19 protein-coding genes are annotated in these 18,890 nt (G+C 55.3%); 9 read left to right on the forward strand and 10 right to left on the reverse strand.

The genetic code is table 11. The annotated features are described in order from the left end of the window. Positions 1-180 precede the first annotated feature (180 nt). Positions 181-438 carry a hypothetical protein gene (locus ACI48J_RS16125; protein WP_405079238.1) on the reverse strand — a complete coding sequence of 86 codons (258 nt, stop codon included), beginning with the start codon at positions 436-438 and terminating at the stop codon, positions 181-183. Positions 439-552: 114 nt separating this feature from the next. Between ACI48J_RS16125 and ACI48J_RS16130 the strand changes: the two genes are divergently transcribed. Further along, entirely contained in the window at positions 553-1,155 is a 603-nt protein-coding gene (locus ACI48J_RS16130; protein ID WP_405079239.1) for a nitroreductase family protein, read from the forward strand. 44 nt (positions 1,156-1,199) lie between these two features. On the opposite strand, the gene ACI48J_RS16135 is transcribed toward ACI48J_RS16130, so the two are convergent. Further along, complete coding sequence (locus ACI48J_RS16135; protein ID WP_405079241.1) at positions 1,200-2,174, reverse strand: metal-dependent hydrolase; 975 nt, start codon at positions 2,172-2,174, stop codon at positions 1,200-1,202. Positions 2,175-2,337: 163 nt separating this feature from the next. Here ACI48J_RS16135 and ACI48J_RS16140 point away from each other — a divergent pair, with 163 nt between their 5' ends. Then, positions 2,338-2,565, forward strand: coding sequence for a small acid-soluble spore protein Tlp (locus tag ACI48J_RS16140; protein WP_326055163.1), 228 nt, complete (start codon positions 2,338-2,340; stop codon positions 2,563-2,565). A 363-nt stretch (positions 2,566-2,928) separates the two neighbouring features. On the opposite strand, the gene rnz is transcribed toward ACI48J_RS16140, so the two are convergent. Beyond that, positions 2,929-3,864: a ribonuclease Z gene (rnz, locus tag ACI48J_RS16145; RefSeq protein WP_326055165.1), complete on the reverse strand. Its 936-nt coding sequence runs from the start codon at positions 3,862-3,864 to the stop codon at positions 2,929-2,931. A gap of 308 nt (positions 3,865-4,172) precedes the next feature. After that, positions 4,173-7,616 carry a methionine synthase gene (gene metH / locus ACI48J_RS16150; protein ID WP_326055166.1) on the reverse strand — a complete coding sequence of 1,148 codons (3,444 nt, stop codon included), beginning with the start codon at positions 7,614-7,616 and terminating at the stop codon, positions 4,173-4,175. Between the two features lie 251 nt (positions 7,617-7,867). Between metH and ACI48J_RS16155 the strand changes: the two genes are divergently transcribed. The 6 genes from ACI48J_RS16155 to ACI48J_RS16180 all read left to right on the forward strand — a co-directional run bounded on the left by ACI48J_RS16155 (position 7,868) and on the right by ACI48J_RS16180 (position 12,867). Next, a complete protein-coding gene (locus ACI48J_RS16155) occupies positions 7,868-8,290 on the forward strand; it encodes a cytochrome c (RefSeq protein WP_326055167.1) in 423 nt (140 codons plus the stop codon). Between the two features lie 185 nt (positions 8,291-8,475). Further along, entirely contained in the window at positions 8,476-9,261 is a 786-nt protein-coding gene (locus ACI48J_RS16160; protein WP_405079243.1) for a gluconate 2-dehydrogenase subunit 3 family protein, read from the forward strand. Between the two features lie 19 nt (positions 9,262-9,280). Then, positions 9,281-11,002: a GMC family oxidoreductase gene (locus ACI48J_RS16165; RefSeq protein WP_405079245.1), complete on the forward strand. Its 1,722-nt coding sequence runs from the start codon at positions 9,281-9,283 to the stop codon at positions 11,000-11,002. A gap of 39 nt (positions 11,003-11,041) precedes the next feature. Next, complete coding sequence (gene tatC / locus ACI48J_RS16170; RefSeq protein WP_405079246.1) at positions 11,042-11,773, forward strand: twin-arginine translocase subunit TatC; 732 nt, start codon at positions 11,042-11,044, stop codon at positions 11,771-11,773. 44 nt (positions 11,774-11,817) lie between these two features. Beyond that, positions 11,818-12,012, forward strand: a complete 195-nt coding sequence (gene tatA / locus ACI48J_RS16175; protein ID WP_009674378.1) for a twin-arginine translocase TatA/TatE family subunit — start codon at positions 11,818-11,820, stop codon at positions 12,010-12,012. A 312-nt stretch (positions 12,013-12,324) separates the two neighbouring features. Next, entirely contained in the window at positions 12,325-12,867 is a 543-nt protein-coding gene (locus ACI48J_RS16180; RefSeq protein ID WP_326055171.1) for an acireductone dioxygenase, read from the forward strand. Between the two features lie 93 nt (positions 12,868-12,960). Here ACI48J_RS16180 and ACI48J_RS16185 read toward each other — a convergent pair whose 3' ends face one another. The 3 genes from ACI48J_RS16185 to ACI48J_RS16195 form a co-directional block, all read right to left on the reverse strand. Then, complete coding sequence (locus tag ACI48J_RS16185; RefSeq protein ID WP_326055173.1) at positions 12,961-13,773, reverse strand: HAD family hydrolase; 813 nt, start codon at positions 13,771-13,773, stop codon at positions 12,961-12,963. A gap of 38 nt (positions 13,774-13,811) precedes the next feature. Then, positions 13,812-13,994, reverse strand: a complete 183-nt coding sequence (locus tag ACI48J_RS16190; protein WP_009674341.1) for a DUF896 domain-containing protein — start codon at positions 13,992-13,994, stop codon at positions 13,812-13,814. Positions 13,995-14,224: 230 nt separating this feature from the next. Further along, complete coding sequence (locus ACI48J_RS16195; protein ID WP_405079247.1) at positions 14,225-14,758, reverse strand: LysM peptidoglycan-binding domain-containing protein; 534 nt, start codon at positions 14,756-14,758, stop codon at positions 14,225-14,227. A 144-nt stretch (positions 14,759-14,902) separates the two neighbouring features. Here ACI48J_RS16195 and lexA point away from each other — a divergent pair, with 144 nt between their 5' ends. Continuing rightward, entirely contained in the window at positions 14,903-15,514 is a 612-nt protein-coding gene (gene lexA / locus ACI48J_RS16200; RefSeq protein ID WP_009674317.1) for a transcriptional repressor LexA, read from the forward strand. A 149-nt stretch (positions 15,515-15,663) separates the two neighbouring features. Here lexA and glnA read toward each other — a convergent pair whose 3' ends face one another. From glnA to ACI48J_RS16215, 3 genes are all read right to left on the reverse strand, one after another. Beyond that, the gene (gene glnA / locus ACI48J_RS16205; protein ID WP_326055176.1) at positions 15,664-16,998 is read right to left on the reverse strand and encodes a type I glutamate--ammonia ligase; all 1,335 of its coding nucleotides are present in this window, start codon (positions 16,996-16,998) and stop codon (positions 15,664-15,666) included. Between the two features lie 29 nt (positions 16,999-17,027). Then, positions 17,028-17,441, reverse strand: coding sequence for a MerR family transcriptional regulator (locus tag ACI48J_RS16210; protein WP_009674344.1), 414 nt, complete (start codon positions 17,439-17,441; stop codon positions 17,028-17,030). 193 nt (positions 17,442-17,634) lie between these two features. Beyond that, the gene (locus tag ACI48J_RS16215; RefSeq protein WP_405079249.1) at positions 17,635-18,885 is read right to left on the reverse strand and encodes an aminotransferase class I/II-fold pyridoxal phosphate-dependent enzyme; all 1,251 of its coding nucleotides are present in this window, start codon (positions 18,883-18,885) and stop codon (positions 17,635-17,637) included. Positions 18,886-18,890: the final 5 nt, after the last annotated feature.

Genomic DNA, 18,890 nt, shown 5'->3' on the forward strand with positions numbered 1-18,890 from the left:
ATATACCGAGCCCTATACGGGCAGGCGTCCCACGGACTGAAACCGGCCATCCATCGCGGACCGCCGGATTCAAGGCCTTTATTAAGCGGGCGGAACCACACCCCCGGAAGAAGGGACTCCGACGGTCGCGCGGTATGCCGGCGGCAAAGCCATATCCCGCAGCTATCCGGTCCGTGACCTTTACACGAGATCCGACGAATCGTCATAATCATAGCGGATGCCATCCTGAACGGCGGTTGTGACGACGCTCTGCTCCTGCAAAGCCTGCATGGAACTCAACTGAAGCTTGTGAAGCACCTCGCGGTATTCCTCGGCTTTCGTCTCCTTCGTCTCGCTGCGGATGGCAAGCTGAAGGGCTCTTTCGATCGCAATAATATCCTGGCTCGTAAAATTCATGTTCAGCACCCCCATTTTGTTAAAATGAAGCTGTACTAGCATGCCCTGTTTTTTCCTGGCACATACACCGGCTTGTTTAGGATCCGCCGTTTGCGTCCAAATAAAGAGGTGAACCGTTGTTTGATATCGTGTCAGAAACAGACAGGAGGAATGGTCATGCCGGAACATCGTTTCGACGTACAAAATGAGCGTCATGCCGCTTACGACATCAATCCGATTTTTCTTAACCGCTGGTCTTCGCGGGCCTTTCTCGAAAAGGAAATCTCCAGTGAAATTTTGATGAGCCTGTTCGAGGCGGCCCGCTGGGCACCGTCCGCCAGCAATCTTCAGCCCTGGCGTTACATTGTCGCGCGTACGGAGGAAGAGAAACGGGTGTTCGCCGAATTTATTTCGGCTTCCAACAAAACCTGGTGCCTGAAGGCGCCCGTGCTTGCTCTCATCCTCTCTCATACGCCGTCACCCGCCGGAGGGGTGAACGGTTCTCACGCGTTTGACGCAGGAGCCTCCTGGAGCTATCTGGCTCTGGAAGCGGTGCGTCAGGGACTGATCTCCCATGCCATGGCCGGGTTCGATCGGGAGAGTGCCCGCGGGCTGCTCGCAGTGCCCGACGATTACGATATCCATGCCGTCGTCGCCATCGGGTATCACGGAGATGCGGAGTCGCTCTCCGAGCAGCACCTGCAGCGCGAACAGCCGTCGGGACGCCGCGAGCTCAAAGAGACTTTGTTTGCGGGCCGGTTCGGGAACTCTTTCGAATAATCCGAGCCGGTATAGCCGGTCCGGGAAGCCTGGGCTCCTCTCTTCTACACATAGGGAGGTTCCCAGGCTTTTTTTGTCCATCCCAGCTGTTCGGACAGGACTTTCATTTCCCTATCCAGCGTTACATCGATGCCGAACGGCAGCTTGTGCCCGTGCCAGAATCTCACTTCGCGCCACCTCACCACATAGCCTTCCTCATTCGAATCCCAGCTTACATGACTGCTCTGCGCAAAATCCAGAAATGCCCGGACACCTTCGGCCGCCATCGCCGCCTCGACCACCGGATGCGGCCGGTCCTTGATGTAGGTATCTTTCAACACAATCTGCGCCCCCCGTACCGTTCCGCTGTGAAAGCCGACTTCCGTTTCCGCCGCAAACTGCCAGCTCCTCCAAGTCAAACCCGGAACCAGCTGCAGCGGGCTGATTGCTCCGAACAAGTCTTTCGCATAACCGGTCAACCTGCGGAGAAGGATGCGCATATGAAACCATCGCGCAATGACATAAATAAAGCTGGCCGCATATACGGCAGCCATCCATATGCCCGGGTTTGCGGCTCCCGCCACCCACAGCAAAGCCCCGCCTCCGTGCAGCGTCAAGAGAAAAGGATCGGTAAGAGGCAGAATATCGAGGTGCAGCCAGCGGGAGGAAAAGGGTCTTAAGCACTGCACGCCGTAGGCATTCAGCAAATCCAGCCCGACGTGGAGCGTAACGGCCGCAGCCGTCCAGCCGAAGAGGAGAACGTAATGGTCCCATGCGCCGAAGAGCGCTGCGGCCAGAGCGCTCAGCAAAGCGGGCCAAACCAGAAGGGCCGGCAGCGAATGCGTGATACCCCGGTGGTGCCTGAGATAGACGGCATACCCTTTCAGACGCGCGATCGTATCCAGATCCGGCGCATGCGATCCCGCTACGGTAGCGGCCAGCACCGCTTGCAGAAGAAGCGGATCATTCGCGACCTCCGGCTGCAGTGTGGCCAATCCCGCCAACGTGACTCCGAAAAGCAGATGACTACCCGTATCCATTCTTATTCCCTCCCTGGAGTGCTGTTCATTCGGGGCATGCCCGGCTCTCCCCTGGGATCAGCCTAGCAAGCGTGCATCATTGGAGCGTTAGCAGAAGATGAAGATTTTATGAATACGGCATGCGCCAAAAGCGAATCGTAGGAGATGGAAAGGAGGGATACCGATGGCCAAAAAAGATAACCGCGGGGATAACGCCGTTCATTTGAAAAACAGCATCCGGAACACGGAAGCCCGCCTTCATGAATCTCAGGAATACCTGGACGAGCATGCGGACGAAATTTCCGCAACGGAACAAGCGACGCTGGAAGCCAAGAACGAACGCCGCCGTCAAAGCGTCCGCAGCTTCAAAAGTGAGCTGCAGGATGAAGCCAAATTCGATACGACCGAGTGATTCCGGTATTCACCGGTGGAGCGGAAGTATACAGCGGCTCTTGAGCGGCTGTAACACAAAAAAGTCCCGGCCGAAATCCAGCCGGGACTTTTTTCTATATGCGTTTGTGCATGGTCGGTATGCGTCCTCGAGCGGTTACCGCAACCCGCTGCCGCAAGCTTCCGCTCAAACCGGCTGACGACAGACAGGGGGCTTTCCCGCGTCTGTCAGCCGTTCCGCCCTGTAACGCGCGGATTCCGCCGTTATTGGCGCGGAGCCGCCCCGCTGTCGCTGCCTCTGGCGGAAACTTTCACCGTCATCGGAGGCTCCGTGCGATGAATCCGCCTTAAAGGACCGAGACCGCCCCGGTCTGAACGGCCCTGCTCAGCTCTGCTTGCGCGGGACAGCGTGGCTGTAGAAGTCTTCGGCCAGCCACGAATCCGGGTGGATCGCTCTCGCTTCCTCGAGAAGGCGCTCGGCCCCCTCTCCTTGATAGCGCGAGGAGATGTGCGTCATGATCAGCGCGCCCACGCCGCCTTCCGCGGCTGTGCGCGCCGCCTGTTCCGTCGTCGAATGGTCGTACGCCGCGGCAAGATCTTCCCGTTCGGCTCCGAACGTCGCCTCGTGAACGAGCACGTCGGCGCCTTCCGCAAGCAGCGCCGAATTTCCGCACGGCTTCGTGTCGCCGAGGATCGTGACCGTCCGGCCCTTGATCGAAGGGCCGACAAAATCGCTTCCGCGCAGCTCCCGCCCGTCCTCCAGCTTAACCGTCTGGCCCTGTTTCAGACGGCCGTAAAGCGGTCCGGCGGTAATGCCCAGCTCATGCAGCTTCTCCTGCTGGAGCTTGCCCGGAAGGTCTTTCTCGACGATGCGGTAGCCGAAGCATTCGATCCGGTGCTCCAGCGGAGCGGCTTCGACCCGGAACGTCTCGTCCTCGAAGACGACTCCGCCTTCGGACGGAATTTCCCGGATAGCCAGCTCATAGTCGAGATGAACCTGGCTAAGCTGCAGGGACATGTCCACATACGCTTTAATGCCCTTGGGTCCGTAAATCGTAAAGGGCGTATCCCCGCCCTGATAAGAACGGCTGCTCAGAAGTCCCGGCAGGCCGAATATATGATCGCCGTGAAGATGCGTAACGAACAGCTTCTCTGACTTGCTCAGCTTGACCGGCGATCTCAGGATCTGATGCTGCGTCCCTTCCCCGCAGTCAAAAAACCAGATGCTCCCCCGCTCCGGCAGCAAATTCAGCACAATGGATGTCACATTACGGTGTCTGGCAGGCATGCCTGCTCCCGTTCCGAGAAAATACAATTCCACGACCTTGTTCCTCGTTTCTGCAGATGTCAGTTCCCCTGCTTTTTAACATGCTATAAAAATTCGTTCCGGAAGTCAAACGGCTCTGTATCCCGCAAAAATGCTCCTTTTAAAGTCTCCGCAAGTTCCCTTCCGGCAGGAGTAATGCGGTCCTATACGCTCTTCCCCGATCTAGGCCCCGGTTCTTCCGCCTCCGCAAGAGGGCAAAAAAGACGGCTCTCGAGAGAACCGTCCTGCTTTGCGCAGCCTGACGGCCGAACCTTGCTTCAGCCGTCTATTTATTCATACTCATCTGAGGACGAGACGAAACGTTAAACTTTATCGACGTTGAAATATCTCGCCTGAGGATGGGCGAACACGATAGCCGATACGGACGCTTCCGGCTCCATCATGCAGCCTTCGGTCAGCTCGATCCCGATATCCTCCGGCTTCATCAGCTCGAACAACGGCTCCTGATCCTCCAGGTTCGGACAAGCCGGATACCCGAACGAGAACCGCTGGCCGGTGTACTTCGCCCCGAAACGCTCCTGCATCGTCATTTCGGCAAAATCCGGAATGCCCCAAACGTCGCGCATAATATGATGCACGCGCTCCGCGAAAGCTTCCGCCACTTCGAGAGCGGTCGACTGAAGCGCATGGGAGCGCAAATAATCGCCCTGCTCGCGCCATTCGCGCGCCAGCTCGCTTACGCCTTGCCCCGCCGTGACGACGAGGAAGCCGATGTAATCCATGACGCCGCTGTCTACCGGCTTCAAATAATCGGCCAGGCACAGGAACGGCTCGGTTCCCTGGCGAGGGAAGGTGAAGCGTTTGAGCACCTTCGACGTGTCTTCGGGATCGTACACGACGACATCGTTTCCGTCCCCTTGGGCCGGGAAGAACCGGTACATCCCCTGAGTACGGATGATGCCGTTCTTTTGCGCTTCGTACAGGATGGTGTCCACGGTGTCCTTCAGCTGCATGGCCTTCGGGTCCTGCTCGGCGATGAGCTTGTCGACCTTGCCTTTCAGGCCCAGGTGATGCCCGAGAAGCATCTGCATGTTCACGTACGGCATGAGATGGCCGACCGGGTAATCCCGCAGGACGTGGCGGTCCAGATCCGGCGGTACCGCCACCGGCAGGGTTCGGTCCACCGTGGACGAGAATACGCGCGTAAGGACCGGCATTTCGGTCCCTTCCTTGCGGCCGGCTTCCATCACATCGGAATCCTTCGATTCCCGAAGCTCCTGGATAAGACGCTCCCGCTGCACAGGGTCGCTCAGCTTGTTCGCGATGTCCAGACCGTCCATCGCGTCTTTGGCGTACAGGACGAGGCCGTCATACTCCGGCGAGATGCGCGTCTTGGTGAATTTCCGCGTCAGAGCGGCGCCGCCCACCATGATCGGAACGTCGATTCCGGCGTTGCGTAAATCCTGCGCCGTGACGATCATCTGCTGCGCGGACTTCACGAGCAGACCCGACAGCCCGATCGCGTCCGGTTTTTCTTTGCGGAAAGCCTCGATCAGCTGTTCCGGCGGAACCTTGATGCCGAGGTTCACGATCTGGTAGCCGTTGTTGGATAATATGATCTCCACAAGGTTTTTGCCGATATCGTGAACGTCGCCTTTTACGGTAGCCAGAATGATTTTTCCTTTCACCGCAGACTCGTTCTTCTCCATGAACTGTTCCAGATAAGCGACGGACGCCTTCATAACTTCGGCGCTTTGAAGCACTTCCGCTACGATCAGTTCGTTGTTGTTGAACAGGCGTCCGACTTCCGCCATCCCTTCCATCAGAGGACCGTTGATCACTTCCAGCGGCGAATATTTTTGAAGCGCCTGCTCCAGATCGGGAAGAAGCCCTTCCTTCGTTCCCTCGACCACGTAAGAGGCCAGCCGCTCTTCGAGCGTAAGAGTCGATATCTTTTCCTTCTTCTCAACCTTCTTTACCCGGAAATGAGCCACAAATTCGGCCAGAGTCTCGTCGTTCGTCTCGTAAATAAGCTTCTCGGCAAGCGTTCTTTCCTCTTCGGGAATGGACGCGTACCGCTCCAGCTTCTCCGTGTTCACGATGGCGTAATCGAGACCCGCTTTCGTGCAGTGGTACAAATAAACGGCATTCAGCACCTCGCGTCCGGCTTCGGGAAGACCGAACGAAACGTTGCTGAGACCGAGAATGGTTTTGGTTGCGGGCATCGCTTCTTTAATGAGACGGATGCCTTCGATCGTTTCCTTGGCGGAACCGATATACTGCTGGTCCCCGGTGCCGACCGGGAATACAAGCGGGTCGAAAATGATATCTTCGGCGTTCATCCCGTACTTGTGGACGAGCAGATCGTGCGAACGCTGCGCGACTTCCAGCTTATCTTCGCGCGTAATCGCCTGGCCGCGCTCGTCGATCGTACCGACTACCGCCGCGGCTCCGTAACGGTGAATAAGCGGAAGCACCTTCTCGAACTTCTCTTCCCCGTCCTCGAGGTTAATGGAGTTGATGATCGCTTTGCCCTGCGAGTGCTTCAGTCCCAGCTCAATGACACGCGTATCCGTCGAGTCGATCATGAGCGGAACTTTGATCTTTTTGACGACAAGCTCCAGGAACTTGGTCATGTCTTCCGTTTCGTCGCGGTCCGGGTCCTGCAGACAGACGTCGATGACGTGAGCCCCGCCCTTAACCTGGGCACGGGCGATCTCGGATGCCTCTTCGTACTTGCCTTCGGCAATCAGACGCTTGAACTTCCGGGAACCGAGCACGTTCGTCCGCTCGCCCACCATGTAGGGACGGTTCTCCGGCTCGATGTATACCGTCTCGATACCGGACACGGCAGACGGGTGCGTACCCAGTTCGGTACGCGGTTTGTAAGCGCTCAGCGTTTCGGCCAGCGCGCGGATATGAGCGGGAGTCGTGCCGCAGCAGCCGCCCGCGATGTTCAGCCAGCCCTGCTCGGCAAATGCGGCCATTTTCTTGGCCAGGGATTCGGGCGACTCATGATAATGTCCGTTCTCGTCGGGAAGACCCGCATTCGGATAACACGAAATATAAGTGCCTGCAAGCCCGGACAAGGTCCGGATATGATCCCGCATGAATTCGGGTCCCGTCGCGCAGTTCAGTCCGACCGAAATCGGATTGAGATGCTCCAGGGAAATATAGAAGGATTCGATATTTTGCCCGGCCAGCGTCGTGCCCATCGGTTCGATCGTGCCGGAAATCATAATCGGCAGCTCGATGCCCGTCGTCTTAAAAGCCCGCTGGATCGCGATCCCGCCCGCTTTTACGTTGAGCGTATCCTGGGAAGTTTCCAGCAGAATGGCATCGACGCCCGATTCGATCAAGGCGACCGTCTGCTCGTAGTAGCTCTCTTCAAGGTCCTCGAACGTAACGCCTCCGGTTACCGAAAGCGTCTTCGTCGTCGGCCCGAGTGCCCCGGCGACATAACGCGGCCATTCGGGAGTTGAATATTTCCGGGCGGCTTCGACGGCCAGTTTGGCTGCGGCAAGGTTAATTTCGCGCGCTTTCTCCGGTATATCGTATTCGGCCAGTACGACGCTCGTTGCCCCGAACGTATTTGTTTCAACGATATCCGAACCGGCTTCGAAATATTTCTCATGGATGCGCTGAATGACATCCGGACGTGTAAGAACGAGCATTTCATTACAGCCGTCGAGTTCTTCTCCTCCGAAATCTTCGGCCGACAAATCTTCCTGCTGGATCATCGTGCCCATGGCACCGTCCAGAATGAGAATTTTTTTCTGTAGTTGTTCTTTCAAACTAGGTTTCATCGTCCACCCTACCCTTTCCACGAACCTCCTGCTAGAACGCGCCCTTTAACGTAGAAAAGCGCACAAGTTAAGAAATAGTTTAGCAGATACGTGGGGCGAAGAAAAGAAAATTGTCGTTTTTCGCTGTAAAACGCAGCGGATTGTAAAAGCCTTCGAAACCGTAATGCGCGAACAAGAATATCTCCGGGAAACGGACGCCAAACTATAGTCGGGAAACATTTACTGAATGCAATCGAACGGAGGTGATTTGCATGAACAAACGGATGACAGCCTTGATCGGCATCCTGCTCGTAACCGCTTCGCTGGCGGCCTGCGGCCAAAAGCAAACCGCGCCTACGCCTCAGCCGACGACTCCGGCAGCAACGGCACCGCCCGCGGCGTCGCCGACCGCTTCCCCCGGTGCCGCTGCAGGAGGCAACGCGCCCGAAGGCGCAGGCAGCGGAAGCCAGACAGCCCAGGCCGAATCTCTCTACAAGGCCCAGTGTATCGCGTGCCATGGTGTCGATATGGGCGGCGGCGTAGGCCCGAACCTTCAAAAAGCGGGCAGCCGCCTCAGCGAGGCGGACGTCAAGAATATTCTTCTGAACGGAAGAGGCGGAATGCCGGCTTTCAAGGGCAACCTGAGCGATACGGATATTCAGGCGCTGGCCGCATGGCTCGCCGCCAAGAAATAACCGTTTCGCCTCGCCGTAAAGCTTTAACAAGCCATCTTAAACAAGCGCGCGGAACAGCTTTAGAAAACGGAATCTTCCGAAAGATTCCGTTTTTTCTTTTTCCTTACATACATATCGGCGAAAAGGTGATACTTGGATATAACCACCTATCTCGAATACCCCACTTCCCTTACAGGAGGAACATCATGTCAGAAAATCAGCAGACTAGGAAGCCCCGGGACGAATCCCGCCGGAAGTTTCTGAAACTGTCCGGCGTAGCGCTCGGCGGAATTGTGGCGGGCGGAGTCGTCGGAGGTATCGTCGGCAATTCCATGGCCAAGAACAAGCAGGCCGCTCCGGGCAGCCCCAAGGCTCACGGGCAGGAACAGCCGGGCAACGCCAAGGACTACAACCAGGCTCCCATGTTTTTCAATCAGGAGCAGCTGCGTATTACCGAAGCGGCGGCGGAGCGTATTTTTCCGAAGGACGAGCTGGGTCCCGGAGCCAGAGAGCTCGGCGCCGCTTACTATATCGACCATCAGCTTGCCGGCCAGTGGGGGATGAACGCCCGCGATTATATGATGGGCCCCTTTTATAAAGCCGAGGCGACTCAGGGCTATCAGGCCAGCTACAAGCGGCACGAGTTGTTTGTGATGGGCCTTACGGTCATGAACGACTACAGCAGGCAAAAGTACCAGAAAGGCTTCGCGGACCTGGCCGAGAACGAGCAGGACGAAGTGCTGAAAGCGTTCGAAAGCGGCAAAGACGTGCAGCTGAACGGCGTACCGAGCCAGACTTTTTTCGAAATGCTGCGCAGTTTGACCATCGAAGGCGCGTATGCGGACCCGCTTTACGGCGGAAACAAAAACATGGCGGGCTGGAGGATGCGCAAGTACCCCGGCGACCAGATGAGCTATACGGCGATCATTGACAAAAAAGAGTTTGCCGTCATGGAACCGCTCAGCCTGCACGACCACACGAATCATTCCTGACAAGGAGGACCAACGAAGAATGGCAACCAAACTTCCCAAAGTACCTATTCTGATCGTCGGAATGGGCTGGTCCGGCGGTATTCTGGCCGCGGAGTTAACGAAGGCCGGGCATAAAGTCGTTGCGCTCGAGCGCGGCAAAAGCCGCAAAACCGAAGACTACTACATGGCCCACGACGAACTCCGCTATTCCCAGCGCTACGAGCTGATGCAGGACTTGTCGAAGGAGACGGTGACGTTCCGCAGCAGCGAGAAAGTACGCGCCCTTCCGATGCGCTCCTACGGTTCCTTCCTGATGGGAGACGGCGTCGGCGGGGCCGGCGTGCACTGGAACGGACAGAATTACCGTTTCCTGCCGTACGATTTCGAAATCCGCACCAAAACGATCGAACGCTACGGCAAAAACAAAATTCCGCAGGGCATGCTGCTGCAGGACTGGGGCATCACCTACGACCAGTTGGAGCCGTATTTCGACAAATACGAAAAAATGGCCGGAATCTCCGGCGAAAAAGAACAAAACGAAATGGTCGGCAAGCGTTCCGCCGCCTTCCCGACCGGCCCGATGAAAAAGACGCCGGGGATGGTCCTTTTCGAGGAAGCCGCCAAGAAGCTCGGCTATCACCCGTATACCGTTCCGTCCGCCAACTTGTCGGAAAACTACACGAATCCCGACGGCATCGCCCGTGCCGCCTGCCAGTACTGCGCGTTCTGCGAACGGTACGGATGCGAGTACGGGGCGAAAGCCGATCCTGTCGTCACTGTGATTCCCGTTGCCGAGAAGACCGGCAATCTCGAAATCCGCACCAACTCGAACGTCATCAAGCTATTGCACACCGGGGGCAAAGTGACGGGCGTCGTGTATGTGAATACGCCAACCGGCGAAGAATTCGAACAGCCTGCCGACCTTGTCATCCTGGCGAGTTATGTGTTCAACAACGTCCGGCTTCTGCTCACGTCCAATCTGGGCAAGCCTTACGATCCGAAAAGCGGTACGGGCGTCATCGGCAAGAATTACGCCTATCAGATTACGGGAGGGGGCGCAGCCGGTTTCTACGACGACCAGGAGTTTAACATCTTCGCGGGTGCGGGGGCGCTGGGCAGCTGCTTCGACGATTTTAACGGCGACAACTTCGACCACAGCTCCCTCAATTTTCTGCACGGGGCGAACATCCGCTTCACCCAGGCCGGACTGCGTCCGATCGCCCACAACCCGGCGCCCCAAGGCACCCCGAGGTGGGGCAAAGATTTTAAGCAGACCACGATCAAATACGCCAACCGGTTCTTGAACGTCAGCACGCAGGGCGCCAACATGCCTTGGCAGCATCACTATCTGGATCTCGACCCGACCTACAAGGATATTTACGGGCTCCCCTTGCTCCGCCTGACCTACGATTTCGAAGACCAGGACAAGGAAATGGTCAAATACCTCGCCGAGAAAACGACGGCCGTGATGAAGGAAATGAAACCGACCAAGGTCGAGACGTCCAACATGATCAGCACCTATAACATCGTGCCCTATCAGTCCACCCATAACACGGGAGGCGTCATCATGGGCGCCGATCCTTCAACCTCCGCCGTCAACAGCTACATGCAAATGTGGGATGTCGAAAATCTGTTTGTCGTCGGCGCTTCCGCTTTCCCTCACAACAGCGGGTATAATCCGACCGGAACACTAGGGGCACTCGCTTACCGCGCCGCCGAAGGAATTTTGACTTATTTGAAAAAAAGCGGCCCGCTGGTCTGACACGCCAGGACCCTGGGCATGGAAATGAGGTGACTGCTTATGGACCGGCCATCCGAAATGATCGGTCATCTGGAGGAGCTGCGCAAACGCCTGATTCTGGTGGCGGCCTGCTTTTTGCTGGCTCTGATCGGAGGACTTTACGTCTCCCCCGCTATTCTGAACGCGGTAAAAGATTCTCCGGCGGCGCTTTCGTTTCACTGGAACGTGTTCGCCCTTCCGGACGGCTTGGCCATTTACATGAAATGCGCCGTTTTGTTCGCCGTCCTGCTTACGCTGCCGCTGCTCTTGTACCAGCTGTGGGCGTTTGTCAGGCCGGGCCTGAGCGAGCAGGAGGCCAAGGGGACGCTGATCTATGTCCCCGTTTCCTTCGCGCTTTTCCTGTCGGGCGCCGCTTTCGGTTACACGGTCGTGCTTCCGATGATGATCCGGTTCATGCAGACCATCAACCGCAGCATCGGGGCCGCCGAGACCTACGGCATCGACCGTTTTTTCGGTCTCGTCTTCAACGTCGTGTTCCCGCTCGGGATCGCGTTCGAGCTGCCGCTCCTCGTGCTGTTTCTGACACGGCTCGGTCTTCTGACGCCCGAAAACTTGCGTAAAACGCGCAAATATACCTACATCGGACTGGCAATCGTCGGAGCTTCGATCTCGCCTCCCGACTTCTTCTCCCACATTGCCGTCACGATTCCGCTGATCGCGCTGTTTGAATGCAGCATTCTTCTGTCCGCCCGCTATGTCCGTAAGATGAATCTGTCTGCCGGAACAAGTTAAGTTCAATCGGGACACCTAAATCAACCTGGAAAGGAGGCACATCTATGCTCAACAATATCGGCATATCGGGACTGCTCATCATCTTGATGCTGGCCCTCATTTTGTTCGGCCCTTCCAAGCTTCCGCAGCTTGGCCGCGCTTTCGGGGATACGCTGCGCGAATTCCGCACGTCGACCAAAGAAATGGTGGATGATGTGGAAAAAAGCATCGAAACGACAGACCGCGATAAACAATCCTGACAGCCTAGAGAATACATCGGGAAGCGGCGCACCGCTCGTCGCCAAGAAGCTCCTGACGTTCTCCTTTGTCATATCGGCTTGACTCTTTAACCGTATTTTTGTGCTGATTACCGTTCATCCCTGCTAGAGCGACATAGCGTATATGAAGAGCGCCTCTCCGCCAGGAGAAGCGTTCTTTTCAAATCCCATCGGAAAAGTCGTATTTTTTACCGGGAATCATCGACAGCCGGGAGTTTATCCTCTATAATCAGGTATAAACCTATTCCGACCTACGGGCGGCTATTATTTCCGAGAAAGAAAGAGGGATGAGAAATGGCTGAAATTCATATTCGCAACACGGGTGAACGCATTTCCGGAGAGGAGAATGTCCGGGCGTTTCTGGACCGCCAGGAAGTTCTTTACGAGCACTGGAACCCGGCTAAGCTGCCTGCCGACATTCAGGAGAAATTTATTTTGTCCGACGAGGAGAAAGCTCAAATTCTGAGCACCTACGACGAGGAAATCCGCGATCTCGCCAAACGCCGCGGTTACCAGACATGGGACATCATCGCGCTTTCCGACGCGACTCCGAACCTGGACGAGCTTCTTAAAAAATTCGAACAAGTGCATACGCACACCGAGGACGAAGTCCGTGCCATCACGGCCGGTAAAGGAATCTTTATCATCAAAGGTTCCGACGATGTCGGTTACTTCAACGTAGAGCTGGAAGCGGGCGATGTCATTTCCGTACCCGAGCACAAGCCGCACTTCTTCACTCTGATGGACAATCGTCAAATCGTCGCGGTACGACTCTTTATCGAAACCGAAGGCTGGATTGCCCACCCGTTCGAGGATCCGACTTTTCAAAAAGCATAAGATGCCACAAGCCGGGTAACGGCCTTTGCTCTCATTTGAACTTATAAAAGAAAAAACCCGCCGCTCGTTTTTAAACGAGCAGCGGGTTTTGTTTTATCCCGATATTTGAACTTCCCGCTCCGCTTCCAGAATACCCCGGATGTCGCGAAGAGAGGTGATTTCAAACGTTGGCTTGGCTTCTCCGTTAAAAAGCATGCCATGCCGGTTAATCCACATGTTCTTCATCCCGCAGCGGAAGGACCCGAGAATATCGGTCGTCAGCTTGTCGCCTACCATCACACATTCCCCGGCTTGCAGACCGAGAAGCTCCATGGCGTGATTGAAAATCGTGACGGCCGGCTTACCGTCACCGAAATCGCCGGAGATCACAATGTGATCGAAGTAAGGAGCCAGCTCCGGGACTCCCGCCAGTTTTTCGCGCTGCAGATCAGGGGATCCGTTCGTCAGCAGGAGCAATTTGTAAGACTTCTTAAGCTCGGCGAGCACTTCGAACGTCTCTTCGTAAACGATGGGACGAGATCTCCGTTCGGCAGGAAACTGCTCGGCGAGCCGCGCTCCCAGCTCCGGATCGTTAACGCCGAGAGCAGAGAGTCCGCGGGTCCACGCTTCTTTGCGGTAACCGGGCGCCAGAGCCTGCAGCTTGCGGAACTCTTCCTGCTTTCCTTCCGTAAAGTTGGCCCACAGCCCTTCAAACGGGTTGATTCCGATGTGCTGGGTGAAAGGAAACGTTTCGTAGGCTTCATACAAAGCGCGTGCTTCCTTGCGCACGGAAGCTTCCAGCTCCGCGGGATTCACCTCCGCATGGCGGGCCGCTTCCTCACAGGTAGCCTGAAACGCCTCCTTCACGCTCCGGTCATCCCAGAGCAGAGTGTCGTCCAAGTCGAACAAAATTGCTTTTACCGTCATCTTATAGATCCCCTTTACTGCCTCAGGCGGCCGATGATTTATTGTTCATCCGTATAATGGATGGAATCCAGCTGACCTCTTAGCTGTGTTTTCATAGCTGCAATATATTCTTTACGCAGTTCGTTGCGCTCCTCAAGCTCGGCCTCCGATAATCCGACGCTTTTTGCTTTCCGGGCCAACTCGTTAATGCGCTGTACTTTAAGTTGGAAACTGTCACTCATACGTAAACCTCCTATTCAGCCGTTCAATATCTTATACTTTGCCATTCGCTATGGGGATTGTCAAGAAGCCGCCTGACTTAAACAGACACGATAAACGATAAAAAGACATATCCTGTCAGGACATGTCTTAGGATTATCCAGTATTTTCATTTCGGTCCGGTAACGGTCTTGCGGATAGAGCATGGGAGCATGCGGTCACTTGCAGATAAACCTTCTAATAGAAGAAAGACTTACGGCAGCTTGATGACATCCCCTGCTTTAAGGACGTCTCCCGCGGATAACTGATTCACCTTGCGCATCTTGTAAATATACGCCCGCACATCGGAACCTTCCGGAGCTTGAGACTCAGCGATACTCCACAGCGTGTCCCCTCTTTGTACGATGACGGATGCCTCTGCGCTCTCCTGCTTGTTAGAAGCCGCAGCCTGATGTTGCCTGTCGGCCGGGCCGTTCTCGCCGCTCGCGAAAGCTTGAACCATAATGCCGCAGCTGAAGGCGATCAGCAGCACAACCGCGATTATGGCCGTTCGGACAATATTGCGATTAGAATTCCTTGCATATCGAACATTCGTTCTCTTATCTACTTTAAGGGCATCCTGTTCGCCCTTGAAATCGGAAACACGGGACGTAAAACGGCTGCTGTTCCCCTGATGATCGTTCGCTCTATTAACCGCCGTTGTAGGCGGTGAAGCCTTGTCGGACGCGGGCTGATCCCCGCTTCTTGTATGTAAGGAAAGTTCCGGATTGGCAAAGTATGCATTCATCAATAACGCCTCCAAACATTTGTTCTGTTTTGAATTTAACACGAACGAATGTTTGTGTCAACGCATTTTTTCGAACTTATGTTTGTACGAACTCCGGTTCTGTGCTATACTTTAGGTAATTTATACATACTGGAGTGATACGTAATGGGCAAGGTCTCGCAGCGCCAACTGGCCATCCTTGAATTTATCAAGAATGAAGTGAAAGATAAAGGCTATCCGCCATCCGTCAGAGAAATCGGAGAAGCCGTAGGCCTGGCATCCAGCTCGACGGTGCACGGGCATCTCGAACGTCTGGAGAAGAAGGGGCTGATCCGCCGGGATCCGACGAAACCGAGAGCCATCGAGATTACAGACGGGGATTCCGATTTCGCGCTTTCCATCGCACAAGTCCCTCTCATCGGCAAAGTGACCGCAGGTATGCCGATTACGGCTACCGAGAACATTGAAGATTACTTCCCCCTTCCGATGCACCTCGTAAGCGACTATAACGTCTTTATGCTTAATGTCGTGGGCGAGAGCATGATCGAAGCCGGCATTCACAACGGAGACATGGTGATCGTCCGTCAGCAGCAGACGGCGAACAACGGAGACATCGTCGTCGCCATGACCGATGAAGACGAAGCGACGGTGAAGCGCTTCTACAAAGAACGCGACCATATCCGTCTGCAGCCCGAGAATTCCACCATGGATCCGATTTTGCTCAATAATGTGACGATTCTGGGCAAAGTGATTGGTCTGTTCCGCAATATCCATTAATCCGGCCTTGGCAATGGAGCTGCCTATTACGCTACTAACATAGAAGAACCCGCAGAAATTGCTTTCTGCGGGTTCTTTTTTATGAGGCAGCCCGGGAGCTGCTTTTATGATCTTGGATACCAGCCTTCGATCGGCCTTACCCGGCTATCTTAGTAAAGCGTCATGTATTGCTCGCGTTCCCAAGCGTGAACTTGAGTGCGGTACATGTCGTACTCGATTTCTTTCAGTTCCACGAAATGCGCAAGCGCGTGTTCGCCCAGCGCGTCGCTGATTACTTCGCTTTTGATCAGCTCGTCAAGCGCTTCTCTAAGGTTGCCCGGCAGGCTAGGGATCCCCTGCTCGATACGCTCTTCTTCGGTCATCACATAGATGTTGCGGTCAGTCGGAGGCGGCAGCTGAGTTTTCTTCTTGATGCCGTCCAGACCCGCTCTCAGCAGAACCGCCAGAGCCAGGTACGGGTTAGCCGCCGGATCCGGGTTACGAACTTCAACACGCGTGCTGAGGCCGCGGGATGCCGGAATACGGATCATCGGGCTGCGGTTGCTCGCAGACCAGGCCACGTAACAAGGTGCTTCGTAACCGGGCACGAGACGCTTGTAAGAGTTGACGGTCGGGTTTGTAATCGCTGCGAATGCACGCGCATGTTGCAGGACACCGGCCATGAAATGACGAGCGTCTTCGCTGAGACCCAGCGGATCTTTCTCGTCCACGAACGCGTTCTCTTCGCCTTTGAACAAAGACTGGTTGCAGTGCATACCGGAACCGTTTACGCCGAAGAGCGGCTTCGGCATGAACGTAGCGTGCAGGCCATGCTGTCTGGCGATCGTTTTAACGACAAGCTTAAACGTCTGGATCTGGTCGGAAGCTTTAATCGCGTCCGCATATTTAAAGTCGATTTCGTGCTGTCCCGGAGCCACTTCGTGGTGGGAAGCCTCGATCTCGAAGCCCATTTCTTCAAGCTTAAGTACGATTTCACGACGGCAGTTCTCGCCAAGATCCGTAGGAGCCAGGTCAAAGTATCCGCCTTGGTCGTTCAGTTCGAGGGTCGGATTGCCTTTCTCGTCGGTTTTGAACAGGAAGAATTCCGGCTCGGGACCTACGTTCATCGACGTGTAGCCCATTTCCTCGGCTTCCTTCAGAGCACGTTTCAGAATTCCGCGCGGATCGCCGGGGAAAGGAGTGCCGTCTGGCAGATAAACGTCGCAGATCAGACGGGCAACTTTGCTTTCCGTCACCCAAGGGAAGATGACCCACGTATTCAGATCCGGGTACAGATACATATCGGATTCCTCGATACGCACGTAACCTTCGATGGACGAGCCGTCGAACATCATTTTGTTATCAAGCGCTTTTTGAAGCTGACTGACCGGGATTTCCACGTTTTTAATCGTTCCAAGGAGATCGGTGAATTGAAGACGAATAAAACGGACGTTCTCTTCTTTGGCGATTCTTAGAATATCCTCTTTTGTGTAAGAAACTGTCATAAACTTCTCCTCCTCATACCCCATGCTTTTTATTTTGGAAAAAATCGGGATAACTCACCTTGAATCAGCGATACCTGACCCGGACGCTTGCCTCCGCCGAGCAGCTGCTGCTTCAACATTTTGTGCAGCTGGGTGTCTGTCAGTTCTTTGCGTTTCACTTCGGTTTGTTCGGTAATAACGGTAGCTTCCTCGGAGTCTTTGGAGATCGGCAGCAGCACCTGTTTAATGCCCGCAATGTTAACGCCTTTCTCAATCAGATCCTTGATCTCAAGCAGTCTCTCCACATCGTTGAACGAATACAACCGCTGGTTGCCGGAGGTTCTGGCCGGGATCACGAGTTCGTGCTGCTCATAGTAACGAATTTGTCTGGCTGTCAAATCGGTAAGTTTCATCACAATACCGATTGGAAAAAGAGCCATATTTCTGCGGATATCATCACTCATGATCGATTCACTCCTGAACGTTAAGTTCTGCTCTTATTGTAAAGGAAAGTACGGAAACATGTCAAGTCATGTTAGATTAATTTACAAGAGAAAATAAAAAAGACATTCCGGCCCCCTAAAAAGCCGAAATGTCTGTTTTTTTTCCGTTTTCCGCGGATTATCCTTCTGCTTTTGCCCGAACCTCACATGACGTTTATAGCAGGCCCCGCTCCTTCATGTGCTGTAAAGCCGTCAGCACGCCAAGCTTACAGTGGGAATAGGTCAAACCGCCCTGCATGTAGGCGATATACGGCTCCCGGATCGGCGCGTCTGCGGACAATTCCAGGCTTCCCCCTTGGATGAAGGTGCCCGCCGCCATAATGACCGGGTGTTCGTACCCCGGCATATCCCACGGCTCCGGCGTCACATGCGCGTCTACCGCCGATGCCCGCTGAACCCCCTGCACGAACGTGATTAGATGCTCGGCGCTCGTGAACTCGATCGCCTGAATCAGATCCGTGCGGGGATCTTCCGGTCTCGGCCGGGTTTTGAAGCCGAGCTGCTCGAAAACGGCAGCGGCGACCACAGAGCCTTTTACGGCTTGTCCGACGAGATGGGGAGCCAGGAACAGCCCCTGATACAGCGAGCGGGTCGTTCCCAGCATGGCTCCGACTTCGCCGCCGATTCCCGGCGCCGTCAGCCGGTAGGCCGCCATCTCGACTAGCTCTGTGCGGCCGGCGATATAACCGCCCGAAGCCGCAAGCCCGCCTCCCGGGTTCTTGATCAAAGACCCGGCTATGAGATCGGCTCCGACTTGATTCGGCTCCAGCCGTTCGGTAAATTCGCCGTAGCAGTTGTCGACGAATACGATCAGGTCCGAACGGATGCTTTTCACAAGCTCCACCATTTCCCCGATGGCCGCAACGGTAAACGACGCCCGCCAGTCGTATCCTCTCGAACGCTGGATACCGATGACTTTCGTTTTCGGCGTAATCGCCGCACGGATGCCGGCTTCGTCGAGGGAGCCGTCAGCCAGGAGGGGAACTTCCCGGTAGCCGATTCCGAAGTCCTGGAGAGAACCGGTGCCGTCTCCCGGCTTCCCGATTACTTTATGCAGCGTATCGTAAGGCTTGCCCGTGATGTAAACCAGCTCGTCCCCCGGCCGTAATACGCCGAAAAGCGCCGTGCCGATCGTATGGGTCCCCGATACGAAATGAGGACGCACGAGCGCGGCCTCCGCGCCGAACACTTCCGCGTACACGAGATCCAGCAGCTCGCGTCCTCTGTCGTTGTAGCCGTAACCCGTAGAAGAAGCGAAATGATAATCGCTTATGCCCTGGTTTTGAAAAGCGGCGATAACCTTCCACTGGTTGTGGTCGATCGTCCGTTCAATCTCACGGAAGCGCGGCTGAACGCCTTCTTCCGCCTGTTCCATAATAGCCATGATGTCTGAATCAAATTGCATATCGT

Source organism: Paenibacillus chitinolyticus (assembly GCF_045038035.1).
Lineage (GTDB): Bacteria > Bacillota > Bacilli > Paenibacillales > NBRC-103111 > Paenibacillus_F > Paenibacillus_F chitinolyticus_A.